The sequence below is a fragment of the Cellulomonas sp. JH27-2 genome, from assembly GCF_014837175.1.
Classification (GTDB): Bacteria; Actinomycetota; Actinomycetes; order Actinomycetales; family Cellulomonadaceae; genus Cellulomonas.
The window spans coordinates 291840-311920 of the sequence record NZ_JACYFR010000004.1 but is presented as its reverse complement, the minus strand read 5'-3'; the positions used below and the strand labels follow the sequence as shown (position 1 = coordinate 311920).

Below are 20081 nucleotides of genomic sequence, written 5' to 3'. Positions count from 1 at the left end.
GGCTCGGACGTTGCGGGGTCAGTGCCAGGTGAGCAGGTGCGCGCCGGGCTCGACGTGCGTGCCGGCGTCGACCTCGACCGTCAGGGCGTCGGCCGGCGCCTGCAGCGCGACGACGGGGCAGATGGTCGCGAGGCCGGCGGCGGCCACGTCGACCGGAGACCAAGTCATGAGGACCTGCCCGGCGCGCACCTGGTCGCCGGCGCGCACGTGCAGCGTGAAGCCGAGGCCCGCCAGGGACACGGTGTCGATGCCGAGGTGGACCAGCACCGAGCGCTCGTCGTCGAGCTCGAGCGCGAAGGCGTGCGCGTGGAGCGCGCCGACGACGCCGTCGGCGGGTGCGACCACGTCCTGCGTCTGGAGCCGGTCCGGCTCGATCGCGATGCCGGGGCCGATGATCTGCTCGGCGAAGACGACGTCAGGGACGTCGGCGACGGGACGCACGATCCCCGCGATCGGGCTGAGGATCTGCACAGCCGCCACGCTGCGGGGTCAGCGCAGGGAGTCGAGCTCGGCCGCGAGGTTGTCGGCCTCGGGGCCGACGATGACCTGGACGATCCGGCCCGAACGCACGACGCCGAACGCGCCGGACGCTTTGAGCGCGGACTCGTCGACGAGCTGCGCGTCGCCCACCTCCACCCGCAGACGGGTGATGCACGGCTCGAGGTCGACGACGTTCGAGTCGCCACCCAGCGCGGCGAGGATCTGCTCTGCCTTGCTCAAAGGAACTCCCAGGGGTCAGGCGTGTGACAGCAGCGTGTCTGTCGGCACGCGCACCCGCAAGCCTAACCCCACCGAGACTGCCGGGTGCCGAGTGTCCGGATCGCGTCCGCGGGCTGCCCGCGCCGTGTGTCCTGCTGGCGCGCGCGGGCCCGGACCGGCCAGACTGCATCTCACTCGACGAGGAGGTCTTCCCAGGTGAGCGCCCATCCCCCCACGGTCATCACCGGCATCGGCGTGAGCCCCGGACGCGTCGCCGCGCCCGCCGTGCGCATGCCCGACCCGATCACCGAGCCGCCCGCCGGCCGGCGTCTGCCCCCCGGGGCCGACCACGAGGCCGCCGCGCAGCGCATCGCCGCCGCCTCCGAGCACGTGCGCGCCGACCTGGACGCCGCCGCGGAGCGCGCGCAGGGCGACGCCGCCGACCTCCTGCACACCACGGCCGCCATCGCGGCCGACCCGACGCTGGTCGCCGACGCCGTCGAGCGCGTCATGACCGACCACCTGGTGCCCGAGCGTGCCGTCTGGGAGGCCGCGGACGCGGTGGCCGAGCAGTTCCTGGCGATCGGCGGGCTCTTCGCCGAGCGGATCCGCGACATCGCGGACGTGCGCGACCGGCTCGTCGCCGTCCTGACCGACCGGCCCGCGCCCGGCGTCCCGGAGGGCGACGAACCGTTCGTGCTCGTCGCGCTCGACCTGGCCCCGGCGCTCGTCGCGACCCTGGACCCCGAGCGCGTCCTGGCGATCGTCACCGCGGCGGGCGGCCCCACCGCTCACACCGCCATCCTGGCCCGCGCCCGCGGCATCCCGGGCGTGGTCGCGGCCCGCGGGATCCTCGAGGCACTGGACGACGACGCCCTCGTGCTCGTCGACGGGGCGGCCGGGACCGTCACCGTGGGGCCGGACCCCGAGCAGGTGGCCGCGGCGCGCGCGCTCGCCGCGCAGGTGCGCACGTTCAGCGGCCCGGGGCAGACGGCCGACGGGCGGCGCGTGGAGCTGCTGGCGAACGTCGGCGACCCGGGCGCCGCGCAGGCGGCGGCGGACGCAGGCGCCGAGGGTGTGGGCCTGTTCCGCACCGAGTTCGCGTTCCTGGACCGCGAGGAGGCACCGACGATCGAGGAGCAGGTGCGCGCCTACCGCCAGGTGTTCTCGGCGTTCGCGGGCCGCAAGGTCGTCATCCGCACGCTCGACGCGGGTGCCGACAAGCCCATGCCCTTCCTGTCCGGCGACGACGAGGTGAACCCGGCGCTCGGCGTGCGGGGGCTGCGCACCGTCGTCGGGCATCCCGACATCCTCGAGGACCAGCTCACCGCCATCTCGACCGCCGCCGCCGTGGAGCAGGCCGAGGTGTGGGTGATGGCGCCGATGGTGTCGACGGTCGACGAGGCCGCGGACTTCGTCGCGGCCTGCGCGCGCCACCGCCTGACGACGGCCGGCGTGATGATCGAGGTCCCGAGCGCGGCCCTGATGTCCGGGCCGATCCTGGCTCACGCGGCGTTCGCTTCCATCGGCACCAACGACCTGGTGCAGTACACGATGGCGGCCGACCGCCTGCTCGGCGCCGTCGCGCACCTGTCCGTCGCGTGGCAGCCCGCGGTGCTGCAGCTCGTGGCCGCGACCTGCGCGGGTGCCGCCGCGCAGGGCCGCCCCGTCGGTGTCTGCGGCGAGGCCGCCGCGTCGCCGGCGATGGCCGCGGTGCTCGTCGGGCTGGGCGTGACGTCCCTGTCCATGACGCCGCGCGCCCTGGCGGACGTCGCGGCCGTGCTGGGCGCGACCACGTACGACGAGTGCCGCCGGCTGGCCGGGCTGGCTCTTGCCGCGCCGTCGGCCGAGGACGCCCGCGCGACCGTGCGGGCAGCGCTGCCGGTGCTCGAGGAGCTGGGGCTGTAGGGGCGCGTGTGAGGATGGTCGGGTGAGACCCGACTCCTTCTACGCCGCGATCGGCGGGCACGAGACGTTCGTCGCGCTCGTCGACGAGTTCTACCGCGGCGTCGCGGGCGACCCCGTGCTGCGGCCGATGTACCCGGAGGAGGACCTAGGCCCGGCCGCGCAGCGGATGACGATGTTCCTCGAGCAGTACTGGGGCGGTCCGACGACGTACTCCGAGCAGCGCGGCCACCCGCGCCTGCGCATGCGGCACGCCCCGTTCAAGGTCAACCCGGACGCCCGCGACCGCTGGCTGACCCACATGCGCGCGGCCGTCGACAGTCTGGACCTGGCTCCCCTGCACAAGGCCGAGCTGTGGGACTACCTCGAGCGCGCGGCCCACTCGATGCTGAACACCTTCGAGGGCTGAACCGATCTTTGAGGCTGAGTGCAGCGAACACCACCTGCAATGAAGTTGCAGCCTCGGTCGACCGTCTGCAAGTACGTCAACGACCCTGACGCAGCGGTCTTGCACGTCGGGCACGGTGTCGGGGGCATTGGGTGCGCCGTCGAGCGAAGTCCTCGCCCGACGCAGAATTGCGGGAGTGGTCGAGAAGGCGAGCACGGTTGATCCGGGATCAGGCCGCAAACGCGGCCTGAGTTCCGCGGTCTCCTATCCGCGCATCAGCCTCAGGTGCTAACTGAACCTGCGACAATCCCGAAAGGCATCGGGTGAGTGCTGTTTTCGTCCTAATGGCGCACACCAAGAGTTCGCGCCCAGAGCGCTCGCGTTCCAACGGCTGGCTTCAGCCGATCGGGCTTGAGTCATCGTTCGCATGGCAGTCCGGGGCCCCGCTCGGCCATCGTTTCCTCGTAAGCCGACACCCAATCTCTAACTGTCGTCAAGGCTGAAGAGTTCGGAGCCACTTCTTCGAGATCACCCAAAAGGTTTGCGAGTGTATCGCCTTGCACGAGAAGCCCCGGGTATTTTCGCGTTCCAAGCTGGGCCACTGCAGGTTCCCGCGCGAGCCAAGCGCTCGGATCACCGGGTCCACCCTCCACTCGGTAGAAATATCAAATGCGGGGATTCTTCGTTTAGGGGCTCATCGTAGTTGAGGGTGTAGAGGTGGTCGGCGCGTCTGCGGCCGGGTAGAGGTCGAGGTCTCCCGAAGACGGTAGTTCTCACACTGCCCATCTGGAAGACCTCGACGAGACCGACGCTACCTTTGCTCGCCCTGCCCCGCCCTGCCCAAGTTCGCTCGCCTCGACGAGCTTGGTCTGGAGATCGTCGGCCAACGGCTCGAGGCCGAGCACGCCGTACTGGTTTGCGGGTCGTCGAGCCAGATCAGTGGTGCCGGCGTCATGCCCTAGGTCCCGAAGGAGCGCCACCAAGATTCATCGCGACCGGCGGACTCGAATGCCTCTGACATCGCCAACGCGTGAGCGACGAACGTGCCCGGCGGGCGGACCTTATGGTCCAGTAAGTAGTGGGCGAGGCCCTCGGGCCATACGTAGATCCCATCACTCAACTCCAATGAGCCATTGTCCCGCCCACAGATGCGGCAGGGGGAGTAGCCCATGTACGCACGCACGACGAAGCCGCGACCCAAGTCGTCCGCGATCACGTCGCGCTCATCCGGATCCCAACTCGAGTCGATGAACGTGGCCGGGTCTGGCCAACCGGTGGCTCCTTCACCGCGCCAGTAGCCGATTACAATCAGTTTGGGTCGAACCATCGCCATCCACCTCCGTCGAACACGGTGAGCGTTTTACCGCTCCCGCTAGCCCCGATATCTGTCGAAGGTGCCATCACACGAACGCCCAAATTGCGGGCGAGATCCTGGGCAAACGTTCCTGAAGAACAGCCAGTCTGACACGACAGAAGCCGAATGTTCCGCCCGGCATAACCAGTGCCAATCTTGGCAGCATTAGCGTTGCTCAGACACCATCTGGTAGTCAGGAAGTCCAGTTTCCGCCCACGAAACTACATTCGCCCAAGGGGGCGGGGACGCGCGCAATGGCGGTAATCCACGCAGACAATTGGAGCACCAGAAGGCCGGCATGACCGACGAGCCGCTTGAGCCGAAGGTCACAAACACGAGATTGAGTCTCGGCAAGCCACAATGGGGGCAGGCGATCCCCGTCGCTCCTTCCGCGAAGTAGGCGGCCTCGTAGGCGTCAAGCCAGCGTACAAACTCGCTGGCCGATGGTCCCGTTGCGGCCGCCGCGTTGATGTTGAGCATCGTCACGGCTCACCCGGTGCGGGCGCCCACGGATCCCCGAGCAGGTATCCCACCGGCGCGTCGAGGACCCGCCCGAGACGGAGCAGGAGCGATCGCTGCTCCTCACTCACCTCGACGTCGTACTCATACGTCTGTGTGCAAAGCGTCTCGAGCGCAAGCCGCCACTCACCGGCGGCGATCAAGACAGCAATCGAATCAACGTCGCGCGCAGGCAGTCCAGATGCACCTTCAAGCGCCCATCTCAACTCGCTGGTCAAAAGGTTCGGGTCCATCGCTTCTCCCGTCACGGCAGCGGAAATCCGGTGATGATGCCTTCGCCGCCTGGCTCGACGATCACCCGCATCGGGATGCCACCGCGAACCCCGTCCACGGAGTAACGGACGGGCGCACCGTTCTTCGTGAACTCAGCCCCCAGCTTACCCGTCTGCTGAACCCACGGGAGATTGGGGTCTGTGGCGACATCAGACACGTTATGCATGATCTGCTGCGGCGACCAAGACCTTGGGAACAGAGTGTTCCCCGGCTCGCCCGGTGGCATGTGACCGTCGAGGACATGGCTGGTGCGGGCGGGACTCGCGAGGTTGACAAGATCGTCTGCGGTGTTTGCGGCAACTACGTCACCCCGAACGAAGACGGACCTCCCCCACAGAACCGCGAGCGGTCCCGCAGGCGAATCCCGGACGTGCTTCCCCGTTGCGCGCTCTGCACGGACACCTCTGCGGGGACGTCGTAGGTCTAGGCAGCGGTGTCGTAGGTGTAGGTGGACGTTGCCGCCGCCGCAGTCCCCGCGACGAGAAGGATGAATACAGCCGACACGAAGGCTGCCATGAGGGCTGTGGATCGCGCCCACGTCAACCGGAGCAAGGACGAGGGTCGAGCACCGAGAACCGCCGACGCCCGCGCCGAACTCACGGCCACGCCTCAACCGCTGCGCGGACAACATCTTCGACATCTCGACCCGCAGACATCGCCCCGAGTGTGACCGCGAGAAGCTCCGCCGCGAGCTCGAATGCAAGCGGCGAAGACTCAACCGGATCGAACGCCCCACGATCGACGACGACGATCCCTGGCGGCAGAGCGCTTCGCAGCAGGCCAGTCTCGACCGAGCGCGCGAACTCGATCGGCAGCCCAGGAACGAGTGGGCGCCCCAAGGCGCTCGCGCAGGTGGGAATCTCGGCGGCTGTCGAAACCGAAGCGCCCACCTCGATAAGAATTTCACCGGCTCTCGCCGGTGTGTAGAAGCCGCCCAGGAGAGCACGCGGCATGAGCCCACCACCGTGTCGGAGCATCTCAACAACGCACCGAACCGCCTGCAGCGGCATCTCACTGGGCACCCCGGGAACCGAAGCGCGAAGCGTCCGGATAACGTCGAACGTCGCCGTCAGCTCGTCACCCAGGACCGCGGCGCGCCGCGTCCTGACTGAGATGATCACTCGATGCCCCAGTAGTTCCGCCAGTTTTGGTTGAACAGCTCTGGGAACTGCTTGATGACCTCAGGGTCGTAGTTGCCGAAGGTGGGGTGTGTCTGGCCGGCGAGTTCATGTGCCTGTTCGTAGCCCATACCTCGGTCCATATGACCCGCCTCCGTCAGCTTGAACCGCCCCGGCATGTCCGGAGACGTTCTACTTTGAGGAGTCGGCGGTTGCCGGCTCCGGTTGTCGAGCGTAGTGGGCGGCTTCCATCTCGGCCGGTGGCATGTGCCCGCAGTACTCGTAGAGGCGTCGGTGGTTGAACCAGTCGACCCATTCGGCGGTGGCGACCTCGACCTGGTCGACGCTGCGCCACGGGCCTCGGGCTTTGATCAGCTCGGTCTTGTAGAGGCCGTTGATCGTCTCGGCCAGGGCGTTGTCATACGAGGAGCAGACCACGCCCATCGAGGGGCGGATGCCGTCGGCGGCCAGCCGCTCGCTGTAGGCCACCGAGGTGTATTGACTTCCGTGGTCGTGGTGCGCCACGACCCCGCTGACGTCGCGGCCTTCGCGTCCGCGGGTCCAGACCGCGTGCTCGAGTGCGTCGAGCACGAGCTTGGCCGTCATCGTGGTCGACGAACGCCACCCGATGATCCGCCGGGCGTAGGCGTCGATCACGAACGCGACGTAGACCCACCCCGACCACGTCGAGACATACGTGAAGTCAGCCACCCACAGCCGGTCCGGCGCCAGGGGTGCGAACTTGCGTCCGACCAGATCCTGGGGTCGCTTGGCCGCCGGGTCGGCGATCGTAGTGCGCTTGACCTTGCCCCGGATCGCACCGCGCAACCCGAGCTCGCCCATCAGGCGTTCGACCGTGCACCGAGCCACCGCTTCGGAGCCAACCGCGCGTTCGCGGTTCAGCGCCAGCCAGACCTTGCGCGCGCCATGACGCCGTAGTTGTCCGCATGGACCCGGGCGATCTTGGGCTTGAGCTCCCCATCGCGCACCTGCCGCTTGCTCGGGCGCCGGGCGCGGTGCTCGTAGTAGGTCGACGGGGTGATCTTGACGCCCAGCGTGCTGAGCTGGGCGCAGATCGGCTCGACACCCCATCGCAGTCCTTCGCGCTCATCGACGTGCTGGTCGATGAACGCCACGATCAGTGCAGTGGCCGGCCGAGCTCGGCCGCGAAGAAAGCCGAAGCCGCCTTCAAGAGCGGCGGATTCAAGCGGTGGGCGCAAGGAGTTCTGCGAACTTCTCTGATGGTGTCAGATAGTTCAGCGTCTTGCGCGGTCGGTCGTTGAGGCTGTCCTGGATCGCGTCGAGCTGCTTGCGGCTGACGAGACTCAGGTCGGTGCCCTTAGGCAGGTACTGGCGCAGGAGCCCGTTGGTGTTCTCGTTGCTGCCGCGCTGCCAGGGCGAGTGGGGGTCGCAGAAGTAGATCGGGATACCGGTGGCCGTGGTGAACACGGCGTGCTTGGACATCTCGGCCCCTTGATCCCAGGTGATCGTCCGCGCCAAGGAGGCCGGCAGGGTGCTGATCGTGGCGCGCATCGCGACCTCGACCTGCTCGGCGCTCTTCCCATCGGGCAGGTGCAGCAGCAAGGTGAGCCGCGTGGAGCGCTCGACCAGGGTGCCTACGGCACTGCGGCTGCCCTCGCCGAGGATCAGATCGCCTTCCCAGTGGCCTGGCACGGCTCGGTCGTCGACCTCTGCCGGACGCTCGCTGAGCATGACCATGCCGGGGATGCGTCCGCGGCCGTCGGACGTTCCGCGCGGTTTGCGGGCGGCTCGTCCGGACCGCAGGCACCGTGCCAGTTCGCGGCGCAGCTCGCCTCGTCCCTGTATGAACAGCGACTGGTAGATCGTCTCGTGACTCACGCGCATCTCCGGATCGGCGGCGTGATCCAACCGTAGGCGGGCAGCGATCTCCTGCGGGGACCAGAGCTGCTCGAGCCGACGAGCCACTTCCGTGAGGAGCCGGCCTGAGGAGAGCTTGAACGGCTTGGGGCGACGGGCCTGCTCGCGAGCACGTTCGTGCGAATGCCAGGCCGAGTAGCTGGCCCGGCCGCCGCCGCGCTTGACCTCACGGCTGATCGTCGACACCGCCCGTCCCAGCTGCTCGGCGATCAAGGTGAACGTGTCGCCGCGGTTGATACCGAGCATGATCTGCTCACGCTCGTCGATGGTCAGCTGGCCAGGGCGGGGCTTCCAGCCGAACGGCTTGGCATCGAGGTGCCGGCCGGTGCGGGCCATGATGCCGACCATCGGCGCGCTGCAGCCGATCTCCTTTGCGATGTCGACCAGCCGCCAGCCTCTCGCGTGAAGCCTGAGCGCGAGCTGCTTCTGCTCCCGGCTGAGATGACCGTGCTTGCCCTGCATCCGGATCCTCCAGTGATCAGCGACTGCCTCATCTCACAGGACTCGTTGCACTGACCGCTTGAATCCGCCAGCGCATTGGCGCGCTTGAGCTCGGCGTTCTCCCGCTTCAACCGCTTCAGCTCGGCCGACTCCTCGGTGCTGACCCCGGGCCGCTGCCCAGCGTCGACCTCGTCCTGCCGGCACCACTTGCGCACCGTCTCCGGCGTCCCGATCCCGAGCAACTTGGCGACCTGTGTCATCGCCGCCCACTGCGAGTCGTGATCGGCCCGGATCTCGGCGACCATCCGCACCGCCCGCTCACGCAGCTCAGGCGGATACCTCCTGGACGTGTTCCCTGACATGACCCCATCCTTCCCAACGAACGGAGTCTCCGGACATGCCGGGGCGGTTCAGGACGCGCGTGGCCGCGGACGAGTACGCCTTGTCCCTCAAGAGCGCGTCTGACGTTGTGCGTGGCCGGCCGCTACTGGCGCGCGACACCCAGATGTCATCGAGCACGGCCTTGAGCTGTTGGCCGTCGTGACTCTGCCCCGCTGTGACGACCGCGACCAATGGCCGGCCTCGTCCGTCGAACGCGTGGTGAATCTTGGTCGTCAGCCCACCAAGCGAGCGACCGATCGCGTGACCTGCAGGTTCGTCGTGGACGGCGTCACGGGTGCGGTTCTTGTGATTCGCTCCGGCCCTGCTCAGGGCGGGTCGTGTTCGTCGCATGCTGGTGAGCCCGATTGATCGTGGAGTCGACGGAGACCTCCCAGTCGATCTGTCCCGCGGCGTCGGCCTCCGCCAACAACGCCGACCAGATCTGGTCCCACGTGCCGTCGATCGTGAATCGATGGTGACGCTTCCAAACCGTCTGCCACGGAGCGAACGGTTCGCGGGGTAGGTCACGCCACGGGATTCCGGTCCGATATCGGTAGACGATCCCCTCCATCACCGTCCGGTGATCGGCGTGCGGACGCCCGACTTTCGCGCCAACTCTCGGCATCAACGGCGCGATGCGCTCCCACTGCTCACCAGTCAGCCCGACGTTCTCGAACTCATTCCGCGAGTCTGTTCCGTTCTCCACCAGCAGGTTTGGAGACACGCACTAGGCGTTGGCGCCATGCCACTCGGTGTCCTGACTCATCCGAACCAACTCGTCCACTGGACCGCTCGTGAGAGTCTGCCCTTCATGAGCAGCGAGATCCCCGCGCCCGTGGCCGCCGTGCTGGGTGTGCTGGACCTGGACCAGGACCCGCACGAGCCGGACCTGTTCCAGGGCGGCAGCCTGCCGCAGCCGAACGGTCGGGTGTTCGGCGGTCAGGTGCTGGCGCAGTCGCTGCTGGCGGCGGGCCGCACGATGGAGGAGCACCGCCTGCCGCACTCGATGCACGGCTACTTCCTGCGGCCGGGGTCGCTCGACGAGCCGATCACGTTCGCGGTGGAGCGCCTGCGGGACGGCCGCTCGTTCAGCGCGCGCCGCACGCACGCGCTGCAGGGCGGAGCGCCGATCCTGTCGATGATCGCCTCGTTCCAGCAGGAGCAGGACGGGGTCGACTACGCCGACGAGATGCCCGCGGACGTCCCGGACCCGGAGCACGTCACGTCCGCGCTCGACGTGCTGGGCGGCATCGACCACCCCGTCGCGAAGTTCTGGACGCAGGAGGCCGCGTTCGACGTCCGGCACGTCGGCGGCTCCATCTACCTGGGCCCGGCTCCCGACAGCGACGGCCGGCAGATGGCGTGGTTCCGCAGCCGCGGCCCGGTCCCGGACGACCAGCTGCTGCACCGCGCCCTGCTGGCGTACGCGTGCGACCAGGTCATGCTCGAGCCGATCCTGCGGCGCGCGGGCCAGTCGTGGGTGTCCCGCGGGATGTCGATCGCGAGCCTGGACCACGCGATGTGGTGGCACCGGGACGTGCACGTCGACGACTGGTTGCTGTTCGTGCAGTCGTCGCCGAGCGCGCAGGGCGGCCGCGGGCTGGGTGCCGCGCGCGTCTTCACGCGCGAGGGGACGCTGGTCGCGTCGATCGCGCAGGAGGGCATGGTCCGGCTGCCGCAGTAGCGCGAGGGACGCCGACGAGCGCATCACGCTCACCGGGGTGAGAATCCGGCCATGGTCCGACTTCGGCGCGTGCGCATCGACTCCCCTGGCTGGTCGCGGACCAAGCGCGGGCGGGCGTTCGTCTACCTGGACCTGGACAAGGTCCGCATCGCCGACGAGGCGGACCTGGAGCGCATCGCCGCCCTGGCCATCCCGCCGGCGTGGAGCGACGTGTGGATCAGCCCGTGGCCGAACGGGCACATCCAGGCAGCGGGGCTCGACGACGCGGCCCGCCGGCAGTACCTCTACCACCAGCAGTGGCGCGCGCGGCGGGACCGGCTCAAGCACGAGCACGTGCTCGACGTCGCGCAGCGGCTGCCCGCGGCTCGTCGGCACGTCCGCCGCGACCTGCACCTGGACGGCTGGCCGCGCGACAAGGCCCTCGCGCTGGCCTTCCGCCTGCTGGACCTGGCCTACCTGCGGGTGGGCGGCGAGGGCTACGCCGCCAAGCACGGCTCGTACGGCCTGGCGACGCTGCTGCGCGAGCACGTCACGGTGCTGGCCCCCGAGCCGGGCAGCGACGACGGTCGGGTGCACCTGCACTTCCCCGCCAAGTCGGGCCAGATCAGGGACACGGTCGTGGAGGACGACGACGTCGCGCGCCTGGTCCGCAGCCTGGTGCGCCGCAGCGACGACGGTCCTGAGCTGCTCGCCTGGCGCGACGACGACCGCGTCTGGCACGACGTGAGCAGCGCGGACGTGTCGTCGTACGTCAAGGAACGGCTGGGCGACGACGCGAGCGCCAAGGACTTCCGCACGTGGCACGCGACCGTCCTGGCAGCGCGCGGGCTGGCCGCGGCGGGCGACGCACCGGCCAGCGACCGCGCACGTCGACGCATCGCGACCGCCGTCGTCAAGGACGTGGCCGAGCAGCTCGGCAACACCCCCGCCGTCTGCCGTGCCTCGTACATCGACCCTCGCCTCTTCGAGCTGTGGGAGAGCGGCGCGACCATCCGCCCGACGCGGTCGCAGAACGTCGCGGAGCGCGAGACGCTCGCGCTGCTGAGAGTCGTCTGAGGCCTCGTCGGGCGTGCGGATGCGCAGCCCGCGCCCGCCCCGCAGACTGCCCAGATGATCGACGACCTCGCGCTCGCCCACGCCGCGGACTCGCTACCCGGCCTCGTGCCGGGCACCGGCGCCGACGGGCGGCCCCGCCCGGACGCGCCGCTCGTCGCCGTCACGGGCGTGACGGGGTACGTGGGCGGGCGGCTGGTCCCCGAGCTGCTGGCGGCCGGCTACCGGGTGCGCGCGATCGCGCGGAACCCCGACCGGCTGCGCGGGCGCGACTGGTACGACGACGTCGAGACCGTGCGGGCCGACGCGTCGCAGCCCGACCAGATCGCGAAGGCCCTCGACGGCGTCGCGGTCGCCTACTACCTGATCCACTCCCTGGGCTCGGGGCGGAAGTTCGAGCAGACCGACCGGCACACCGCCCTCGTGTTCGCGCAGGCCGCCCGCGAGGCCGACGTCGGCCGGATCGTCTACCTGGGCGGCCTGTACCCGGCGGGCGAGGACCTGTCGCCGCACCTCGCCTCCCGCACCGAGGTAGGAGAGATCCTGCTGGCCAGCGGCGTGCCGACCACCGTGCTGCGCGCCGCGGTGATCCTGGGGTCCGGCTCGGCGTCGTTCGAGATGATGCGTTACCTCACCGAGCGGCTGCCCGCGATGACGGTCCCGCGCTGGGTCGACAACCGGATCCAGCCGATCGCCGTCCGGGACGTGCTGCGCTACCTCGTCGGGTCCGCGTCCATGCCGCCCGAGGTCAGCCGCGGCTTCGACATCGGCGGACCGGACGTGCTGACGTACCGGGAGATGATGCAGCGCTACGCCGCCGCGGCGGGTCTGCCCCCACGCGTCATCGTCGGCGTCGGGGTCCTGACACCACGCCTGTCCAGCCTGTGGGTGTCGCTCGTGACGCCGGTACCGGGCGGGCTGGCCCGGCCGCTCGTCGAGTCGCTCGTGCACGAAGTGGTGTGCGACGAGCACGACATCGCCACCTTCGTCCCCGATCCCCCGGGCGGGCTGGTCGGCTTCGACCGCGCCGTCAGGCTGGCGCTGCAGCGGATCCAGGAGGCCGCGGTCACCACGCGGTGGTCGTCGGCCGCCGTCACCGGTGCCCCGAGCGACCCGCTGCCCAGTGACCCCGACTGGGCGGGCGGCTCGCTGTACGTGGACGAGCGACGGATCGACGTCGACGCGTCCCCCGCCGCGCTGTGGCGCGTGATCGAAGCCGTCGGCGGTGACCGCGGCTGGTACTCGTGGGGCCTGGCCTGGCGCGTGCGCGGGCTCATGGACCGCCTCGTCGGCGGCCCGGGCCTGCGGCGGGGACGACGCGACGCGTCGCGCCTGGTGGTCGACGACGCGGTGGACTTCTGGCGCGTCGAGGAGGTCGAGCCCGGGCGCCTGCTCCGCTTGCGGGCGGAGATGCGCGTGCCGGGCCTGGCCTGGCTCGAGCTGCGCGTGGACCCGACCGACGACGGCGCCTGGGACCGGCCGCCCACGTCCTTCTCGCACCGCGCCGTGTTCCACCCGCACGGCCTGGCCGGCCAGCTCTACTGGTGGTCGGTGTACCCGTTCCACGGCGTGGTCTTCGGCGGGATGCAGCGCAACATCGCGCGCGCCGCCGAACGGGCGGAACGCGCGCGCACGGACCGGCCTACCGGCGGCGCCGGAACGTGAGCGGCTCCTCCACGTACGGCTCCCACGCCGCACGCTCGTCGGCGCTGATGCGGCGGGGCTTCTCCGTCGCGGCGTCCACGACGACGATGGTCGTCGCCGCCTTGGCGTAGGGCGCACCGCCCGGCGACGGCCCCGTGCGACCGGCCACCGGGCCGTCGTGCACCTCGTAGCAGACCTCGAGGCTGGCACCCCCCAGGTGCCCGATCCACATCTCCACCCGCACGGGCGTACGCGTGAAGCCGAGCGGGCGCAGGTACTCGATCTCCTGGCGCGCCACCAGCGTGTGGGACGTCGCGTGCGGACCGGTGTCGAGGACGGCGGTCGGCCACGCGTCGTCGGCCGGGGCGTCCGCGTGCCGCCAGAACGCGGTGATACGCGCGTCCTCGAGCAGGCGGAACATCTCCACGTTGTTGACGTGCTGGTACGCGTCGAGGTCCGACCACCGCAGGGCGACCGGGACGTGCAGGCGGGTCATGCGTGTCCTCTCGTCAGGACCTCGATACTGCCACCGTTCACCGGCTCGCCCGTGCGGCGGCGCTGCGGGCGCGCGCCAGGTCTGCCAGGACCTCGTCGAGCGGGGCGACGACGAGCCGCGCGGCCACCTCCTGCACCGAACGCCGCAGACGGCGCCTCGCGCGTGCGGCGCGCCGGCGGGCACCGACCGCCGCGGCGAGCCGCGAGACCCCCGCCAGCAGCAGGCCGAGGACGGCACCCCCCACGGCCAGCAGGGTCGGCACGGGGAACCCGTGCCAGTCCGGGACCGGCGCGTCGGGCAGCCGGAAGTAGTCGAGCAGCGCGAGCACGCCCAACCAGAGCACGCCGACGACGAGCGCTGCGAGCAGCACCCACTGCACGAACCCGACCACCCGCCACCACGCGGGGCGGCGGACCGCGTCGAGCTGCGTGCTCGCGATCGCCTGGTCGAGCGCGTCGGCGAGACTTTCGGTGCCTGCGGCGACGCGAGCGCGGGCGTCGAGCGCCCACGCCTCCGGGATCCCCTGCGTCGCCGACGCGGCGTAGTCGCGCACCGCGGTCCGGGCCGCGGCGAGCTGGGTGGGGGTCGCGACGGGCATCGAGGTGCGCACCAGGTCGGTCCGCTCATCCTGCGTCGTCGCCCCCGGCACGCGCAGTCCTGCGGTGCGGAGCCCGAGGCGGCGCAGAGGGTCGCGTCGGAACCGGCCGAGCCACCGCGTCACGGGCCAGCCGGTCGCGGCGTGGGCGTCGCGCCGGGCGCTGCCGCGCACGGCGTCGACCACCGTCGGGACACCGGCCGCCTGCTCCAGGCCCGCGACCAGACGGTCCTGACCGGGCTTCGCCCGCTTGGCCTCGGACCCGAGCTCGCCGACCAGGCGCTTCGCGACGCTCCGCTCGTCGGCCGCCCAGCGGCGGTTGGCCGCCTCGCGCCGGGCGGCCGCGTCGTCCAGCATCGTCCGCAGCTCGTCGACGCCCTGCCCCGTGCGCGCGGACAGCGCCAGGACGCGCGCGCCGACGAGCCCGTCCTCGGCGACCAGGCGCCGCAGGTCCGCCAGGCACGCCGCGGCCTCGTCGGGCGAGAGCCGGTCCACCTGGTTGAGCACGACGACCGTCACGTCTCCGTGCCCCGCCAACGGCCGCAGGTAGCGCTCGTGCAGCGCGGCGTCCGCGTACTTCTGCGGGTCCACCACCCAGACCAGCAGGTCGGCCCGATCGACGAGCCGCTCGGCGCGGACACGGTGCTCGACGACCACCGAGTCGTGGTCGGGCAGGTCAACGAGCACCAGCGCACCCCCGACGGGTGCCGCGCCGGCCATCTGGTGCCGCCGCCCCACCTCCAGCCAGTCGAGCAGCGGCTGCGCGCCGTCGCCCCAGACCGCCGCGAGCGCGTGCGAGGTCGTCGGGCGCTGCACGCCCGCCGGCGCCAGGTCCGCACCGGTCAGCGCGTTCAACGTCGACGACTTGCCCGACCCCGTCGCCCCCGCCAACGCGACGACGGTGTGCTCCGCCGACAGGCCGCCTCGCTCACGGGCCCGCGCGACGACCGCGCGGGCGTCCTGCGCGAGCTCGACGGGGAGCCGGCCGCCCGACGCGTCGAGCGCCTGCTCGAGCAGCGCCGTGCGGGCGGCGAGGTCGAGCGTCATGCGTCGTCCCTCGGCTCGCCGTTCCGATCGCGCGGCGTCGTGCCGCCGGCCGGACCGCGTGCGCCGCGGCCGAACAGCCGACGCCAGAAGCCGGGCTTGTCGTCGTCAGGAACGTCGGGGACCTTCGCGCCGACGCCTGGCGCCGACGCCTGCCCGCCCCCGGCACGCCACCGGACCGCACCGCGCAGCTGCGTCCCGTCCGACGACGGCGCCGCAGTCCGTGCCGCTCCACCGAACCGCTCCCCGCGCGCCGCGTGCTCGACGCCTCGCGCCGCGGCGAGAAGTGCGGCTCCCCCGGCCTGCGCAGCGCCTGTCGCGTCGAGCTGGCTCGTGTACCGGCCGGCCTCGTCGTCGAGCATCGTGCGCACCCGCTGCTCGAGGTGCTCGCGCGCGGTGGCCGTCAGGCGGCGCACGGCCTCGTCGCCGAAGACGGCTTCGAGCAGCTTCTGCGCGACCACCGCGGTACCACCGGCGATGCCGACCTCGATGCCCGTCAATCCGCCCGTGGACGCGAACACCAGCACCATGAGGCTCACGCCGAGCCCGTTGAGCCCGAACGAGAGCGCCCGCGCGGTCCCCCGCTTGTCCTCGCCCTGCTCGCGCACCAGGTCCAGGACGTCGCCCTGCCAGGCGCGGATCTGCTCGGCGACGCCCGTGCGCATCGCCGACGACCCTCGCGACAGGTCGAGCCCGTCCAGCAGCGCCGCCCCGGCCGGGTCGCCCCGCCACGCCGCGTAGGTGCGCTCGGCAGCCTCGTCGATGGCGTCGAGGATGACGGCTTCCAGCCCGTGCGCGATCGCCTCCTCGACGTGCGGCGCCTGCGCGGGCCTGCCGCGGAAGAAGCCGACGACGGCGTCGCGCGCGCGGCCCACCCGCTTCTCGATCGAGCGGAAGAACTCGCCCGTCCCGACGAAGTCCTGCCAGCGCGCCAGCACCTCGCCGCGCAGCAGCGTCCCGTCGGACGTCGCGGCCGCGACGCGTTCGACCGCGTCGTCGGCGTACCGGTCGCAGACGGCGCGCAGGCGCGCGTCCGCCTCGACCTGCGCGTCCGCGGCGTCGGCCAGGTGCGTCGAGCGGCGCACCAGGTCGTCGACGACGCCGTCGAGAGTGGCACCCACGACGGCGTCGCGGGCCGCCGGGTCGGCGCCCAGGTCCGACAGGTAGGCGGCGATCTGCCCGACGACGTGCTCGGGGAGCAGCCCGTCGACCTGGGTCGACTCGGGCACCGCGAACAGCGGTGCGGCGGTCAGGCCGTGACCGTCCATCATCCGCCGCAGATCAGCGACGACGGCCTCCGCGCCCGGGTCGACGCGGTCGACCACGAGCGCCACCTGCGCCCGCCGGCCGGCGGCGGTGGCGAGCAGGTCCCACGGGACCGCGTCGGCGTAGCGGGCCGCCGTCGTGACGAACAGCCACAGGTCGGCGGCGGCCAGGAGCTGTGCGGCGAGCTCGCGGTTGGCGACCTCCACCGAGTCGATGTCGGGGGCGTCGAGCAGGGCGAGCCCTTGCGGGAGCGCCGACGTCGAGACGAGCCGCAGCGCGCGCCGGGTGTCGCCCGTCGCCGGGTCGTCGGCCGTGACTCGTGCCAACCCGGGCAGGATGCGGTCCGTGCTGAACCAGCGACCGTCCAGCGGGTGGTGCGCCAGCACCGGTGACCGCGTCGTGGGCCGCAGGACACCGGGAGTGCTGACCTCCTCCCCCAGCAACGAGTTCACGAGCGTCGACTTGCCCGCACCCGTGGATCCCCCCACCACCACGAGCAGCGGTGCACCGCGGGCCCGCAGCCGGGGAAGCACGTAGTCGTCGAGCTGCTCGACAGCCTGGGCCGCGTCCTGTCGCGCAACCGCCGCACCCGGCGTCTCGAGCGGCAGACGTGTCGCATCGAGGCGGGTCCGCAGCTCCTCGAGCGCACCGGCCAAGGGGCTGCTCGGCGCGCTGGTCGGGGTGGCCGGTCGCTCGTCGTCGGGCGTGGTCATGGCCCTAGTGTCGCTGGTCGGTGCGCTCCTGGCCTGGTCAGGCGCGCAGCGTTCGCGACCCGGACGCGTCAGGACGACGAACGCCGGACCACCCGCATCGTGCGGGTGGTCCGGCGTTCGTCGGTGCCGCAGGTCAGTCGCGGCGCAGCTTGCGGTAGGTCACGCGGTGCGGGCGCGCGGCGTCGGCGCCGAGGCGCGAGACCTTGTTCTCCTCGTAGGACGCGAAGTTGCCCTCGAACCAGTACCAGTTCGACGGGTTCTCCTCGGTGCCCTCGTAGGCCAGGATGTGCGTCGCCACCCGGTCCAGGAACCACCGGTCGTGGGAGACGACGACGGCGCAGCCGGGGAACTCGAGCAGAGCGTTCTCCAGCGAGCCGAGCGTCTCGACGTCCAGGTCGTTGGTGGGCTCGTCGAGCAGCAGCAGGTTGCCCCCCTGCTTGAGCGTGAGCGCCAGGTTGAGACGGTTGCGCTCACCACCGGACAGCACGCCCGCGGGCTTCTGCTGGTCCGGGCCCTTGAAACCGAACGCCGCGACGTACGCACGCGACGGCATCTCGACGTTGCCGACCTTGAGGAAGTCGAGGCCGTCGGAGACGACCTCGAACAGCGTCTTCTTGGGGTCGATGCCGCCGCGCGACTGGTCGACGTAGGAGATCGAGACGGTCTCGCCGACCTTGAGGTCGCCGCCGTCCAGCGGCTCGAGCCCGACGATCGTCTTGAACAGCGTCGTCTTGCCGACGCCGTTGGGGCCGATGACGCCGACGATGCCGTTGCGCGGCAGCGTGAAGCTGAGGCCGTCGATCAGGACACGCCCGTCGAAGCCCTTCTGCAGGTTGCTGGCCTCGAGGACGATCGAGCCCAGGCGCGGGCCCGGCGGGATCTGGATCTCCTCGAAGTCGAGCTTCCTGGTGCGGTCCGCCTCGGCAGCCATCTCCTCGTAGCGCGCCAGGCGCGACTTCGACTTGGTCTGGCGGCCCTTGGCGTTGGACCGGACCCACTCCAGCTCGTCCTTGAGGCGCTTGGCGAGCTTGGCATCCTTCTTGCCCTGGATCGCCAGACGCTCCTGCTTCTTCTCCAGGTACGTCGAGTAGTTGCCCTCGTACGGGTACAGGCGGCCGCGGTCGACCTCGCAGATCCACTCCGCGACGTGGTCCAGGAAGTACCGGTCGTGGGTGACGGCCAGGATCGCGCCCTGGTAGTCCTTCAGGTGGGCCTCGAGCCACAGCACCGACTCGGCGTCCAGGTGGTTGGTGGGCTCGTCGAGCAGCAGCAGGTCAGGCTTCTCGAGCAGCAGCTTGCACAGCGCGACGCGGCGGCGCTCACCACCGGAGAGCACGGTCACGTCGGCGTCCGGCGGCGGGCAGCGCAGCGCGTCCATGGCCTGCTCGAGCTGGGCGTCGAGGTCCCAGGCGTCGGCCGCGTCGATGGCCTCCTGGAGCTGGCCCATCTCCGCGAGCAGCGCGTCGAAGTCCGCGTCGGGCTCCGCCATGAGCGCGGAGATCTCGTTGTAGCGGTCCAGCTGGCCCTTGATCTCGGCGACGCCCTCCTCGACGTTGCCCAGCACGGTCTTGGACTCGTTGAGCGGCGGCTCCTGCTGGAGGATGCCCACCGTGTACCCGGGGCTGAGACGCGCCTCGCCGTTGGACGGCTGGTCCAGGCCGGCCATGATCTTCAGGATCGTCGACTTCCCGGCGCCGTTGGGCCCGACGACGCCGATCTTGGCGCCGGGCAGGAAGTTCAAGGTGACGTCGTCGAGGATGACCTTGTCGCCGTGCGCCTTGCGCGTCTTGTACATGGAGTAGATGAACTCAGCCACTGGCTCTTCGTCCGCCTCGGTGCTCGGGAGTTGTGCTGCAGGATGCGCTCCGAGCAGGCGCCGGCCGCCACGTGTGGGCGCTGGCCGGCCCCTGGTCGGGATGCCGGTCACCCAGCCTAGGCGATCACCTGACCAACGCGCCCAGCCCGGCGGGGCTGCGGCCGAGCTGCGCGAGCTCGTCGTCGTCCAGCTCGTCGTCCAGCTCGTCGAGCTCGTCCGCGCGCTCGTCGTCGGACTCGCGCGCCTCGTCGCGCTCGTCACCGACGGCGTGACCCGGCAGGTACGGGCCGTCGGGCCCGTCCGCGGGCTCGTCGGACCGCTCGACGACGGCGTGCTCGTCGACCGGCGCCTCGACGAGCCCGGTGACGTCGGCGACGGCACCGTCGGCGCGCGGCGTGGCGATCGTGCGGCGGAACATCGTCGACCCGAACGCGAGGTCGTGCCCGACGCTGACCGCCTCGAGGACCAGACCGCTGTGCACCGAACCGTCGGACGAGGTCCACTCCTCGGTGGACAGCCGTCCGTGCGCGACGATCGGCTCTCCCTTGCGCAGGGACTGGGCCACGTTGACGGCGAGCGTCCGCCAGACCTTGACGCGGAACCACTCGGTACGGCCGTCCCGCCAGGTGCTGGTGGCACGGTCGAAGTAGCGCCGCGTGCTGCCCATCCGGAACGACGTGTACGCCTGCCTGCCCTCGCGAGCGGGGAACAGCGTGACCTCGCTGCCGATCCAACCCACCACCGTGACGTCGAGACTCTGCGTGCTCATCCCACTCTCCTCCCAGGACGCCCC

At 71.0% G+C, this 20081-nt stretch carries 17 protein-coding genes and 4 pseudogenes; 6 read left to right on the top strand and 15 right to left on the bottom strand.

The window, feature by feature from the left end; translation table 11 throughout:
• Window positions 1-18 precede the first annotated feature (18 nt).
• The gene (locus tag IC607_RS14350) at window positions 19-471 is read right to left on the bottom strand and encodes a PTS glucose transporter subunit IIA (protein WP_370526251.1); all 453 of its coding nucleotides are present in this window, start codon (window positions 469-471) and stop codon (window positions 19-21) included.
• Between the two features lie 18 nt (window positions 472-489).
• Window positions 490-720 carry a glucose PTS transporter subunit EIIB gene (locus tag IC607_RS14345; RefSeq protein WP_191788066.1) on the bottom strand — a complete coding sequence of 77 codons (231 nt, stop codon included), beginning with the start codon at window positions 718-720 and terminating at the stop codon, window positions 490-492.
• A gap of 195 nt (window positions 721-915) precedes the next feature.
• On the opposite strand from IC607_RS14345, the gene ptsP reads away from it, so the two are divergent.
• The 3 genes and pseudogenes from ptsP to IC607_RS17540 all read left to right on the top strand — a co-directional run.
• Entirely contained in the window at window positions 916-2607 is a 1692-nt protein-coding gene (gene ptsP / locus IC607_RS14340) for a phosphoenolpyruvate--protein phosphotransferase (protein ID WP_191788065.1), read from the top strand.
• 22 nt (window positions 2608-2629) lie between these two features.
• Window positions 2630-3013: a globin gene (locus tag IC607_RS14335; RefSeq protein ID WP_191788064.1), complete on the top strand. Its 384-nt coding sequence runs from the start codon at window positions 2630-2632 to the stop codon at window positions 3011-3013.
• 815 nt (window positions 3014-3828) lie between these two features.
• Window positions 3829-3971, top strand: a pseudogene (locus tag IC607_RS17540) (ISL3 family transposase); the annotation flags it as partial.
• 857 nt (window positions 3972-4828) lie between these two features.
• Here the strand turns inward: IC607_RS17540 and IC607_RS14330 are convergent.
• The 8 genes and pseudogenes from IC607_RS14330 to IC607_RS17530 all read right to left on the bottom strand — a co-directional run.
• Complete coding sequence (locus tag IC607_RS14330) at window positions 4829-5098, bottom strand: MafI family immunity protein (RefSeq protein WP_191788063.1); 270 nt, start codon at window positions 5096-5098, stop codon at window positions 4829-4831.
• Window positions 5099-5109: 11 nt separating this feature from the next.
• The gene (locus IC607_RS17915; RefSeq protein ID WP_225225030.1) at window positions 5110-5364 is read right to left on the bottom strand and encodes an EndoU domain-containing protein; all 255 of its coding nucleotides are present in this window, start codon (window positions 5362-5364) and stop codon (window positions 5110-5112) included.
• 370 nt (window positions 5365-5734) lie between these two features.
• The gene (locus IC607_RS14320; RefSeq protein WP_191788061.1) at window positions 5735-6259 is read right to left on the bottom strand and encodes a hypothetical protein; all 525 of its coding nucleotides are present in this window, start codon (window positions 6257-6259) and stop codon (window positions 5735-5737) included.
• Complete coding sequence (locus IC607_RS17650) at window positions 6256-6387, bottom strand: hypothetical protein (protein WP_255502332.1); 132 nt, start codon at window positions 6385-6387, stop codon at window positions 6256-6258. The genes IC607_RS14320 and IC607_RS17650 overlap by 4 nt, the downstream gene beginning before the upstream one ends.
• A gap of 61 nt (window positions 6388-6448) precedes the next feature.
• Window positions 6449-7562: pseudogene (locus tag IC607_RS14315) on the bottom strand (IS3 family transposase); the annotation flags it as partial.
• Window positions 7460-8617, bottom strand: a complete 1158-nt coding sequence (locus IC607_RS14310; protein ID WP_191788059.1) for an IS30 family transposase — start codon at window positions 8615-8617, stop codon at window positions 7460-7462. The pseudogene IC607_RS14315 and the gene IC607_RS14310, both read right to left, overlap by 103 nt.
• Window positions 8618-8685: 68 nt before the next feature.
• Window positions 8686-8958, bottom strand: a pseudogene (locus tag IC607_RS14305) (transposase); the annotation flags it as partial.
• A gap of 55 nt (window positions 8959-9013) precedes the next feature.
• Window positions 9014-9638 (bottom strand): annotated as a pseudogene (locus IC607_RS17530) (IS5 family transposase); the annotation flags it as partial.
• A 150-nt stretch (window positions 9639-9788) separates the two neighbouring features.
• Between IC607_RS17530 and IC607_RS14290 the strand changes: the two are divergent.
• The 3 genes from IC607_RS14290 to IC607_RS14280 are packed head-to-tail and all read left to right on the top strand — an operon-like array spanning window position 9789 to window position 13379.
• Window positions 9789-10661 carry an acyl-CoA thioesterase II gene (locus tag IC607_RS14290; protein WP_191788056.1) on the top strand — a complete coding sequence of 291 codons (873 nt, stop codon included), beginning with the start codon at window positions 9789-9791 and terminating at the stop codon, window positions 10659-10661.
• 51 nt (window positions 10662-10712) lie between these two features.
• Window positions 10713-11717, top strand: a complete 1005-nt coding sequence (locus IC607_RS14285) for a DNA topoisomerase IB (RefSeq protein ID WP_191788055.1) — start codon at window positions 10713-10715, stop codon at window positions 11715-11717.
• 54 nt (window positions 11718-11771) lie between these two features.
• The gene (locus IC607_RS14280; RefSeq protein ID WP_191788054.1) at window positions 11772-13379 is read left to right on the top strand and encodes an SDR family oxidoreductase; all 1608 of its coding nucleotides are present in this window, start codon (window positions 11772-11774) and stop codon (window positions 13377-13379) included.
• On the opposite strand, the gene IC607_RS14275 is transcribed toward IC607_RS14280, so the two are convergent.
• The 5 genes from IC607_RS14275 to IC607_RS14255 form a co-directional block, all read right to left on the bottom strand.
• Entirely contained in the window at window positions 13357-13854 is a 498-nt protein-coding gene (locus tag IC607_RS14275; RefSeq protein ID WP_191788053.1) for a thioesterase family protein, read from the bottom strand. The two genes, IC607_RS14280 and IC607_RS14275, sit on opposite strands and share 23 nt — an antisense overlap.
• A gap of 37 nt (window positions 13855-13891) precedes the next feature.
• Window positions 13892-15496 (bottom strand): GTPase family protein, encoded by a 1605-nt coding sequence (locus tag IC607_RS14270; RefSeq protein ID WP_191788052.1) that lies wholly within the window; start codon window positions 15494-15496, stop codon window positions 13892-13894.
• Window positions 15493-17472, bottom strand: coding sequence for a GTPase domain-containing protein (locus IC607_RS14265; RefSeq protein WP_225225029.1), 1980 nt, complete (start codon window positions 17470-17472; stop codon window positions 15493-15495). The genes IC607_RS14270 and IC607_RS14265 overlap by 4 nt, the downstream gene beginning before the upstream one ends.
• A 133-nt stretch (window positions 17473-17605) precedes the next feature.
• Entirely contained in the window at window positions 17606-19288 is a 1683-nt protein-coding gene (gene ettA / locus IC607_RS14260; RefSeq protein WP_191788051.1) for an energy-dependent translational throttle protein EttA, read from the bottom strand.
• Window positions 19289-19412: 124 nt separating this feature from the next.
• A complete protein-coding gene (locus IC607_RS14255) occupies window positions 19413-20057 on the bottom strand; it encodes a single-stranded DNA-binding protein (RefSeq protein WP_191788050.1) in 645 nt (214 codons plus the stop codon).
• Window positions 20058-20081 lie beyond the last annotated feature (24 nt).